Origin of the sequence: uncultured Candidatus Kuenenia sp. (assembly GCF_900696675.1) — a bacterium.
In the GTDB taxonomy this organism is placed as follows: domain Bacteria; phylum Planctomycetota; class Brocadiia; order Brocadiales; family Brocadiaceae; genus Kuenenia; species Kuenenia stuttgartiensis_A.
Genome location: NZ_CAADGZ010000118.1, coordinates 1 through 10848 on the forward strand (window position 1 = coordinate 1; position 10848 = coordinate 10848).

Annotated in this window: 10 protein-coding genes; 8 read left to right on the forward strand and 2 right to left on the reverse strand. The window is 43.1% G+C overall.

From position 1 onward, the window contains the following. Positions 1-67 precede the first annotated feature (67 nt). Entirely contained in the window at positions 68-1798 is a 1731-nt protein-coding gene (locus QZT26_RS14045) for a hypothetical protein (protein WP_295102998.1), read from the reverse strand. Positions 1799-2081: 283 nt separating this feature from the next. On the opposite strand from QZT26_RS14045, the gene cas3 reads away from it, so the two are divergent. Genes cas3 through cas2e form a run of 8 tightly spaced genes read left to right on the forward strand, consistent with a single transcriptional unit; the run spans position 2082 to position 10348 of the window. Further along, a complete protein-coding gene (gene cas3, locus QZT26_RS14050; protein ID WP_295103001.1) occupies positions 2082-4664 on the forward strand; it encodes a CRISPR-associated helicase Cas3' in 2583 nt (860 codons plus the stop codon). After that, complete coding sequence (gene casA / locus QZT26_RS14055; RefSeq protein WP_295103003.1) at positions 4606-6138, forward strand: type I-E CRISPR-associated protein Cse1/CasA; 1533 nt, start codon at positions 4606-4608, stop codon at positions 6136-6138. The genes cas3 and casA overlap by 59 nt, the downstream gene beginning before the upstream one ends. A 9-nt stretch (positions 6139-6147) precedes the next feature. Further along, on the forward strand, positions 6148-6666 hold the full coding sequence (casB, locus tag QZT26_RS14060; RefSeq protein WP_295103005.1) for a type I-E CRISPR-associated protein Cse2/CasB: 519 nt from the start codon (positions 6148-6150) through the stop codon (positions 6664-6666). Next, a complete protein-coding gene (gene cas6e / locus QZT26_RS14065) occupies positions 6632-7240 on the forward strand; it encodes a type I-E CRISPR-associated protein Cas6/Cse3/CasE (RefSeq protein ID WP_295103007.1) in 609 nt (202 codons plus the stop codon). The genes casB and cas6e overlap by 35 nt, the downstream gene beginning before the upstream one ends. Positions 7241-7277: 37 nt before the next feature. After that, complete coding sequence (gene cas7e / locus QZT26_RS14070; protein WP_295103010.1) at positions 7278-8459, forward strand: type I-E CRISPR-associated protein Cas7/Cse4/CasC; 1182 nt, start codon at positions 7278-7280, stop codon at positions 8457-8459. Beyond that, positions 8456-9184 carry a type I-E CRISPR-associated protein Cas5/CasD gene (gene cas5e / locus QZT26_RS14075; protein WP_295103013.1) on the forward strand — a complete coding sequence of 243 codons (729 nt, stop codon included), beginning with the start codon at positions 8456-8458 and terminating at the stop codon, positions 9182-9184. The genes cas7e and cas5e overlap by 4 nt, the downstream gene beginning before the upstream one ends. Continuing rightward, entirely contained in the window at positions 9181-10083 is a 903-nt protein-coding gene (cas1e, locus tag QZT26_RS14080; protein WP_295103015.1) for a type I-E CRISPR-associated endonuclease Cas1e, read from the forward strand. The genes cas5e and cas1e overlap by 4 nt, the downstream gene beginning before the upstream one ends. Beyond that, positions 10061-10348: a type I-E CRISPR-associated endoribonuclease Cas2e gene (gene cas2e, locus QZT26_RS14085; RefSeq protein ID WP_295103016.1), complete on the forward strand. Its 288-nt coding sequence runs from the start codon at positions 10061-10063 to the stop codon at positions 10346-10348. The genes cas1e and cas2e overlap by 23 nt, the downstream gene beginning before the upstream one ends. Positions 10349-10439: 91 nt before the next feature. Here the strand turns inward: cas2e and QZT26_RS14090 are convergent. Next, positions 10440-10848: hypothetical protein (locus tag QZT26_RS14090; RefSeq protein ID WP_295103017.1), on the reverse strand; the 409-nt coding region annotated here is incomplete at its 5' end.

A 10848-nucleotide genomic window follows, 5' to 3' on the forward strand; every position in this document is an offset into this window, starting at 1 on the left:
ATGCTATCTTTCTACGCATACGGATTGCTCCATTGTGTGCGCATAGGCACAAACTTCTCTACGAGGATTAGGCTCGCAGAGGTGGTATTTTCAACCACTCAGGTATTCCATACTTCAAGGCACTCATTAACTCAACGGTGAGTTCCGAAGGGAATGCTAGTTCGCGGTACTCAGCATAAATTTTTTCCGTTTGGCAGCGATCAGGTATTTCTAAAATTGGAGTAGCTAATTTATTTGCATCGGCATTGTTCTGTGATGCTGCAACGTGGATATCCATATTATCAAAGAAGTAGTATTCTCCCGGATTTATTACTTCAAATTCACAATTACTTGTTTCTTTAGGATTGGTTTCAAGTTTTAAGCCATATACATAAAGATCTCCATCCATGTGAAGATAATGATTTTTCAGGTACTCCCGGACGTGTTTAGGCAAATTGTTTTGCCGTGCATCGTATATCATAAAACGAGCGCCGGAATTGCGATAATCTGAAATAATCTGTTCGGAGAAATATTTTTTATAGATTTCCATTTGTGCCAGGCCATTTTGGAAAAAATAGGTTGCCGGTTCTAAAAACATAGCGCCACCTGCATTATCAATAAAACGGTCATTGTCTGATGATATTTTTTCGAGTTTATCGAGTAATTTCAACTGATGCGTATTATTGGATTTTCCAGTAGTAAAAATTACCTGGTTATATATTACAAACAACATGCCCAGGCAAAAGATACTGCTTACGGTTATGTTTTTATACAAAGACAATTTTTGAGACAGACAATACATTCCCCGCAAGCTGCAAATGCCTAAAATAAAACAGGGGAAAACGAAATTATAGGGATATTGGGCTTTTATCAGAAAAACAGAAATAATAGTGGAGAAACAAATAACAGACCAGAGCAGGTCTCGCAGGTCTATCAAAAAATATACCGCTAAAAAGAGAAGTACAAGCGTGGAAATCTTCGTCTGGTCTAAATAATTGTGAAGATAGGCTGAGAAATGTATTGCAGGGTATACTTGTTCGTGTTTTATGGCGTCAAAGAAGGTTAATTGAATCATTTTTGGCAACAATCCAAAACACGCGCATAGAATGAGTGTAATTCCAACAACTGAAACAAACCCTATAATAAGTGTTTTTGGATACGGCAAATGACAAGGCAAGTGTTCCTTCCGGAGATATCTTACATTCAGGTCATTGATAAAAAGGATTATCAACGCAATGCCTCCATAGTAAACAAACTTCTGAGACATAAAGATCGCTATTCCAAACAGAATACCTGATAAGGCGGCGAGTGACCTTCGTTTCAATTGCTTGTTTGCGTCAATACAAAGGATTGAGATGGTTAAAAAGACTGCGCCGAAACAGTCTGCCCTATAATCTATGGATGAAAGAAGGCCAAATCCGACACTAATCGGCACAATAGTGCCCAGCAAAGCATAAGAATATCTTTTGGTTACATGGTAAAAATAGAAAAACAGTGAAACAGAAAGCAACACCAAATAAGAAAATGATATTTTTCTTAAAAGAAGCGCCTTTTCCTGAAAATTGCCGTTATTAAGCTTTAGTATAAGGGCGTGTAAAAAATGACTAAATGGGGGATGATGTTCATAAAAATCGACATATGGTAATTTTCCCTGTGAAACAAGATGGGTCATGCAGCCATATTGATATTCATCAATGGTAAAATAACGTGTTTGGCCAAACCAATAAACATAGCAGATAACCAGGAAAGCGCTTATTGATAACAGGATGATTAATATCAATTGAAACTGCTTTTCACTTCGACCACTTAATTTATTCATTTAACCTTTCCACTTTAGCCGATATTACATCTTGAATAGTGAATTAGCGTTTCTAAATATTTTTTTGTATATAGTTCTTTGCTCAACTAAACCTTTATATTACTCACTTGTTTGCAGACAGAATAATAACCATGATTAAATATTTTTGCAATTTCATTATTCCGGTATAATCCCGTCTGCCATAATAAATAGATCAGTATGTCACGTTTGTCTTTATCCTACCCACTTATCTTCTTAGGATTTATGAGGGCACGGATATTACCTTTCTGAAAAAGGGGAAGATATGTTGAAACCGAAAAATAAAAATATGCAAAAATCGCAGGTTCGGGTGATTCCTTTAAAGGATTGCTTGGCAAAGACCATCCGTTTGAAGTCAGGGAATAAACCCGGCGTCTCTGTTGAAACGCATTGCCTTATAGTTGGGCATGTGGCACGGGCGCTTTTGAGTCGGGTTCCTGTGTGGCTTAGGGAAAGCCTTTTCCCAAAAGGGAGCGAGCTAATTGCAGCAGCTCATGATGTGGGTAAAGTCAATCCTAAATTTCAGGAAAAGATTCATCGTGACATTGGAGTAGTTCTTGGGATTACAAACCCTGAAGATAAGACGAATGGCTATCATTTCAGTGTCAGTCAGGCAGCAGCAAGTTCTTGCCCCAAATATATTCCTGAAATACTGGGAAAACATCATGGGGATACCCCACCCTGTATCAATTCTTCTGATGCTGAGGTTTATGGCGGCTCTGGTTGGCAAAAACAACGGGTGGATTTAATAAATATTTTGAAGGATAATTTGAAGGTGGATTGGCCTATGCTGTCCTCTGCTCTTCATTCGGATGTCCTTGCAGGGTTGACCACTGTTGCGGATTGGATTGGTTCCGGCTCTTTATTTGATGAAGTGGATCAGGAATCCTGGAAGAATTATATTCACGAAGCCTTGGATAGAGCAGGGTTTGTGGCGCCCATCATTCGCAAGGGGCTTACTTTTAAGGAGGTTTTTGGGGTTTTTCCCTACAGGGTACAAACTCACCTTGTGGAGTCCGTAAAAATGCAGGGCGTTTATGTGTTAGAAGCCCCGATGGGAATTGGTAAAACAGAAGCCGCGCTTTATGCCGCCTACAGGATTTTAGAAAAAGGGGACGCCACAGGTATTTACTTTGCCCTCCCAACGCAATTAACTTCTGACAAAATTCATGAACGGATGAAATCATTCCTCGGAGGTGATTTACAAAAAAATCTTCAAGGAATTTTAGATAAATCTGATACGCACCGCTCTTCTTTACTTTTGCATAGTTCCGCATGGCTACGCGATACGGAACTTGGAGAGGATGGGTCTCCGGGCCATTCATGGTTTAATAGTTCCAAACGCGGACTTTTGGCTCCATTTGCCGTGGGAACCATTGACCAGGCTTTAATGGCAGTGATGAATGTAAAATACGGTTTCGTGCGAACATTTGGCTTAGCCGGTAAGGTCGTCATTTTGGACGAAGTGCATAGCTACGACAGCTATACAGGAACTATTCTGAATGAACTTGTGAAGTCTCTCCGTGAATTGCACTGCACGGTTATTATTTTAAGCGCGACGCTGACGGATAAGCAACGGCATTCTATAATGGGCACACCCTTCAAGAATTTAGATACTAAAGAATCTTATTCTCCATATCCCCTCATTTCCGCATATACCAAAGAAGGGGTGCTGCAGGAATTAGAAACGGAAAAATTGGACGAGTCTAAAGTGAGTATTTATATTTCTTTAAAGGACGATGACGCCGTTAACGAAGTTCTCAAGCGGGCAGAGAGAGGGGAGCAAGTCCTTTGGATTGAAAATACTGTTGATGAGGCTCAAAAGCGATATCGCCTTTTGGCCGCCAAAGCCAGGGAAATAGGCCTGGATTGCGGGCTTTTACATTCACGGTTTCTTAAAATAGATCGCCGGAGAAACGAAGGCAAATGGGCAGGGCTTTTTGGTAAAGCGGGGCGGGATTCCCGCCAGGAAAAAGGACGGATTTTAGTAGGAACACAGGTTTTAGAGCAATCATTGGATATTGACGCAGATTTTTTAGTGACACACCTCTGCCCTACTGATATGCTTTTTCAGCGTTTAGGCCGGTTGTGGCGGCATCGTGAAAACGATGATATTCGCCCAAAAGAAGCCAAGCGCGAAGTTTGGATTATGGCGCCGCGCTTAAACGACGCCGTTCAAAATCAAAAAAGCCTTGGCAAGTCAGCCAAGGTTTATAGTCCATATATTCTTTGCCGCACACTTGAAGTCTGGCAGGGTATTTCATCGGTAAATATTCCTGGAGAAATTCGGCCATTGCTGGAGGCAACCTACAAAGAACGCCACGAAAAAGATACTATGGCCAGATATAAGCAAGAAACAGAAACAAAACGAGAGACTTTGTCCCGGCTTGCTTTGTATGGTGTTTCCCGAGGCGGTAAAACTTTATCGGAAAATAAAGCACTTACACGATATTCGGAAACGGAATCGGTAGAAGTTCTATTGATAAAAAAACAGGTTCAGGCAGAGAGCGGAACATTGTTGCGGCTGTTAGACGGCTCCGAATTATTACTGCCTAAGTTTACTGATGCCGTAACGCGCCGTCAAAAGGCTTCCGAATTATTGAAGAATACAGTATCAGTTCCGGTTCATCTTGCACCTGTTGCAAAAACAAGACAAATTGAGTGGCTAAGAGGTTATGTTTACTTAGGTGATTATGAAGAAAGTCCGTTTCGCGTGGCGATTGTGCTGGACAGTGATGAATTGCAAGGGATAGGATGTTCAGATGTGTCAGAAGATTATAATTTAAATTATGATTCTTGTTTGGGTTATCGGGCTGAAAAGAAAGAAAGGAATGATGATGACGAATAAATTTAATTTAGTGGATGAGCCATGGATTCCTGTCGCGGGAAAGGGTTTGGTGAGCCTTACGGATATTTTTTCTGATGCCAGTCTTTCCGCTTTGGGCGGTAACCCTGTTCAGAAGATAGCCTTGACCAAACTGCTTCTGTCGATTGCCCAAACGGCTTATACCCCTAAAGATGACGAAGATTGGAAAAACATAGGGGCATCCGGAATGGCCCAAAAGGCTTTAGCGTATTTAACGGCGAAGAAAGACCTCTTTTGGTTGTATGGTGAAAAACCGTTTTTGCAGATGCCTGCAATTGCAAAAGCGGAGGTGCAGAGTTTTGGTGCAGTTCAGGTTTCGGTTGCAACGGGTAATACGACTGTATTGACACAGAGCCAGATGGAAGTTTTATTGACTGACGCAGAAAAGGCAATCCTTGTCGTTCAAATGATGGGTTTTGGATTGGGAGGGAAGAAAACAGATAATAGTGCGGTTCTTTCTTCCGGCTATCAAAACAAATCCAATGACAAGGGAAAGCCTTCTACGGGAAAACCAGGCCCTTCCATTGGGTTTTTTGGATTTTTGCACAGTTTTTTGCAGGGGACATATTTGCAAGAAACCCTATGGTTGAATTACCTTACTAAAGAAAACATGGAAGAACTTAAAATTTTTCCAGAAGGTTTTGGGATCCCCCCTTGGGAAAAAATGCCACAAGGTGAGGATTGTCCTCTGGCTAAATCGTTAAAGAATTCTTATATGGGACGATTAATTCCGATTTCCCGGTTTGTCCTTTTGGCAGAAGAGGGAATCCATTATTCTGAAGGGATTGCTCATCAGGGTTACGCTGGCGGAGTTGTGGATGCCAGCGTAGCGGTTGATTTTTCTACCTCTAAACCGAAGGTTCTTTGGGCAGATCCTGAAAAGCGTCCGTGGAGACAGTTGCCGGCATTGCTTTCTTTTTTGGGAAGTGAAAAAAAAGGCGTGTTTGATTGTCTGCAATTGCTGTTAGGAATTCCACGGGCAAAAAAATTTCTTATCGAATTCGGGCTTTGGTCTGGAGGGCTAAGAGTCAGTAACAATGCGGGAGAACAATATGTTTCCGGAACAAATGATTTTGTTGAATCTGAGATACAATTAAGCACCGCATCATTGGGTGATGCTTGGTTTGGCAAGCTTAAGCACGAGATGGATGATTTGGACGGTCTTTCCAAAACGGTTTATGGTGCAACAATAGGATTCTTTAAGACTCAGAAATCCGAAGGTAAAAATCAGGCGGCGCAAGCCTCGAATCTTTTCTGGCAGCTTTGCGAACGGAAGTTTCAAACACTTGTGGATGCTTGTGCTGACGATTCCGGGAAAGAGGTGAAAAAACTTCGTGTTGTGTTCGCCGGGTTTGTAAACAAAGCATATAATACCTATTGTGCTAAAGATACAGCGCGTCAATTAGACGCCTGGGCGGCAAATTGCCCTAACTTAGTAAAATATTTAGCCGAATAAGGAGGTTTTATGGATAATACCAAAACATTGAAGAAGGGACGGGGACAATCCTTTATGGAATTTGTTTTAGCGCGCATGAAAAAGGATAATGCATTTGGGGCGGCTTTGCGCCGGGCGGACAATCCGGCTACAGAATATCAGTCCTGGGAATACTTAGCTGCATGGTGTGATATTGATAAGGATTGGGAACGGCAGCCATTCGCGGCAGTGGCGGCGGCTATTGCCCGCGCTGAGCCTGCGTCCGATGGATTTTTAGGAATCGGCAAAGCAATCGCGGAGTGCTATGAAGACAGAAATAAGTCGGATTCCGCAAAATCCAAGCTGCGTCGTTTGCTTGCATGCGATTCAGCGGCAGAAGCCTGTGTTATTTTACGTCCGCTATTGAGTTTGATTGCTTCTCACGGCGTTCGTTTGTGTTACGGGCAATTGCTCAACGAGCTGATATATTTCGGTGACGGTGAAAAAATAAAGGCAAAATGGGCGGTTGATTTTTATGGAAGGAGGGAAAATGATAGCATCGGTGCTTAGGTTGAATCGCGCCGATTGTAGGGCGCTGAAGCTTGAAGATGCGTATAGTATTCACAGAATAGTTTATTCTTTGTTCCCTAAACAAGATAACGAGACACGGGATTTTCTTTTTGCAGATAAAGGTGGTGACTGGAATTGCCGCCAGGTATTAATTCTTTCTGAACGAAAGCCTGCTGCCCCTGAATTCGGAGAGATTGAATCAAGGGAGATACCGGAATCTTTCTTGCGATGGGATAACTACGGCTTTGAAGTGATCGTGAATCCAACCCAAAGGAACGGACCATCTAAAAAGACAACGCCTATACGAGGCATAGAGAATTTGCATAAATGGTTTATCCGGAAGGCGCCTGCATTGGGCTTTGAAGTTGAACCGGAAAGTTTGCAGGTTACCCGCATTGGCGTTAGAAGGTTTGATAAAAACAAAGAGGAAAAGATAACACATGGTTCGGCAACTTTTATTGGTAAGCTCAGGGTAATTGACAGGCAGTCCTTTATAAAAAGCTTTAAGGAGGGTATTGGGCGGGCAAAGGGGTTTGGTTTCGGATTGCTCCAGATTGTACCCATTCAGAAATAACAGAAAGTATTAACAATAAAAACTTAGGAGGAATAATATGAACCAGAATCAGAACCAAAGTTCAAATCCATATCGTAATGTGCGCGTAGAATTTCATATTTTGCAGTCTTTCCCGGTTACGTGTTTAAACCGTGATGATGTGGGAGCGCCTAAAACGGCCGTGGTAGGCGGAACGACTCGTGCCCGGGTCAGTAGCCAGTGTTGGAAGCGCCAGGTACGGCTTGCGATGCGGGATTTTGGAGTTACGCTTGGAACCCGGACAAAGCTCATCGGAAAGCTTATTGCCAAAGCGTGCGAAGACAATGGAGCAACTCCGGAACAAGCCAAAGCCTGTGGCGATAAGATTGAACAGATATTTATCAAAAAAGCAGATGATAAAAAACCTAAAAAGGGGAAAGCAACTGATAAGGAAGTAAAAGCTGCGGAAGCGGATGAGGTTGATGAAGCAGCAAGTAGTGAAAAGGCAGATACCCTTTTGTTTCTGAGTCCTAAAGAGGTTGATATTTTAGCAGAAGCGTTTAAAGCGAATAATTTTAATCCCGACGAGGTAATTAAGGATAAAAAGAATCCGGTTAAAGATGTAGAAAAGCTAATTGGCAAGGTTGAACAACATATAGACGCTTTGGATATTGCTCTTTTTGGCCGAATGGTCGCACAAGCCGCAAAACTTAATGTCGAAGCCGCTGCGTCTTTTGCTCACGCCATTTCAACCCATAAAGTAACTAACGAAGTGGAATTCTTTACCGCTCTGGATGACAAATCAGAAGAGCCTGGTTCCGCCCACATGGGAAGCCTGGAGTTCAATTCTGCTACTTATTATCGTTATGTCAGCCTGGATATTGGACAGCTTTGGCAGACTTTGGCGGGACAAAATATCCCTGAATCCGTGGAATCTTTTGTAAAGGCACTCTTTGTTGCGGTTCCAAGTGCTCGCCAGACCACGCAGTCCGGAGCTTCTCCATGGGAGTTTGCAAAGGTTTTTGTGCGTACAGGGCAACGTTTACAAGTGCCTTTTGAAACGGCTGTTAAGTCTCAAAACGGAGGATTTCTGGAACCCAGCAAAAAAGCAATGTGCGATTATTTAGATAAAAAAGAAAAACTTGCCGGCTCTCTCTTTGGGAAGAACAAAAGTTTTGATTTTGGAGAGGAAGCAGAATTCAATATCGATAACCTTATTGAATCAATCAAGGATGCAATCGCGGGGGGTACTAAAAAATGAACACCCGTTTTATGTTGCTGTGGCTGGAAGCGCCTTTGCAATCGTGGGGAGTGGATTCAAAATTCGGCAGACGCGACTCTCTCCCCTTCCCTACTAAGTCCGGCGTAACAGGGCTTTTGCTCTGTGCGTTGGGCGCGTCTGGGGAACAAAAAGAGTTATTAGCAACGCTGGCTAGTCTCAGGCAAACAGTCGTATCCTATGTCCGTACCCGGAAAACAAAAGAAGAGGTAACAATAAAAGTGGATCGGGAACCGCTTTTAAGGGATTTTCATATGGTGGGTAGCGGCTATGATGACAAGAATCCCTGGGAAACACTTTTGATTCCTAAAAAAAGTGATGGCAAACCCGCAGTAGGTGGTGGTACAAAAATGACCTACCGGTATTACCTTCAGGACGCCCGGTTTGCGGTGGTTTTAGAGGTGCCTGCGGAATCTGCGGTCTCGTTTGCCGAAGCATTAAAAAATCCGGTTTATGACCTGTATTTAGGGCGCAAGAATTGTGTGCCTACGGATTTTATCTATCAGGGAACCTTTGAAAGTGAAAAAGCCGCTTTGCAAAAAGCCGGCGAGGTCGCGCAGGAAAAAGGTTCTTTTGTTGAAGATTTTCAGGTGGTGGATGGGGAACAAAATGATGATGGTGAAACTATGACCTTAAATGATGTTCCGGTTCAGTTTGGCGAGACCAAGCGTTATCGGGATAGAAGGGTTACGGTGATTCAAAAATGAGTGATATATCTTCTTTTGCAAACGAGAGGAATAACCGGTTACTGATTAAGATAACAAGGGAAAACCTGCCGCAAGTAAAGGACAAGTATCCATTTTTATATTTAGAACGAGGACGTTTGGTGATAGATGACAGCAGTGTTAAATGGATTGATTGCGATTGCAATGTGGTCCGCTTACCGATTGCAACGATTAATACTGTTTTACTTGGTCCAGGAACGACTATAACCCATGAAGCTGTTAAGGTTATGGCTGCTGCAAATTGTTCTGTGTGTTGGGTTGGCGAGGATTCATTATTGTTTTATGCAGTGGGGCAGAGTCCAACGGCAGATTCGCGCAATATGCGAACACAAATGTTGTTAGCCGCTGATAAAAAAAAATCAGTAGAAGTGGCGCGCCGGATGTTTGCCCGTCGCTTCCCCTTGGCAAAACTTGCCGGGAAAAGCCTAAATGAAATGATGGGGATGGAGGGGTATCGTGTTCGGCAGTTGTACGAACAGCATGCGGTTAAATATAATGTGGGTTGGAAAGGGCGTTGTTTTCAGCCGGGAAAATTTGAAATAGGCGATATTACCAATCAGGTTTTAACATCCGCAAACGCGGCGCTTTATGGTATTTTAACTTCAGCTATTTATAGCATGGGATATTCGCCTCATATAGGATTTATCCATTCGGGAAGCCCTTTGCCTTTTGTTTATGATTTAGCCGATCTATACAAAGAAGATCTTTGCGTTGACCTTGCCTTTTCTTTGACCTTGGAAATGGCGGGGATTTACAATAGGGCAAAAGTAGCTTCGGTGTTTCGCAAGAGAGTTATTGAGATGGATTTACTGGGCAGGATAGGGCCGGATATTCAAGATATATTGGAAGGAGACAAAGATGCTCGTAGTACTTGCAAATGATATTCCTCCGGCGGTTCGGGGTAGAATGAAATTATGGTTTGTAGAGTCCCGTCCCAATGTTTTTGTTTCAGGGATTAAGGATTCTGTAGCGAATGATGTTGTGGAATACTTATATAAGCATTGTCCTGTCGCGTCCGGATTGATGGTTTTTCAAAAAATAAACAAAGCTCCTGGTTATAAGATTCGGGGGATAGGAGATACTAAGCGCTCTTTGATCGAAATAAGTGGCTTACAGTTGGTGCAGGAAAAAAAAGGAACTGTCTAAGTGCTGCCATATCTTGTGTGTTTAGAAAACTAAAGCACAATATTTTGCTGTCTTCCCCGCGCGAGTGGGGGTGTTTCTCGTTTCGTCAATTTCAATCGTTTTGTCGCATTGTCTTCCCCGCGCGAGTGGGGGTGTTTCTAAGTAAAAAAGAAGTTTTTGCTGAGTATAAAAGTCTTCCCCGCGCGAGTGGGGGTGTTTCTTGTTCAAAGTTTAAAAGAATGCGGACACGCACAGTCTTCCCCGCGCGAGTGGGGGTGTTTCTGTGGGTTCTTTGTGTCAGGAATGCTTTGACGAAGTCTTCCCCGCGCGAGTGGGGGTGTTTCCCATCCGTACCATATGGCGAAAAACAAGCCCGGAGTCTTCCCCGCGCGAGTGGGGGTGTTTCTGCGGAGGGTATTGCATATGAGGAAAGAAGCGCGTCTTCCCCGCGCGAGTGGGGGTGTTTCTCGTCCTCAAGAGCATCCTCGTTATTTAGGTGCGTCTTCCCCGCGCGAGTGGGG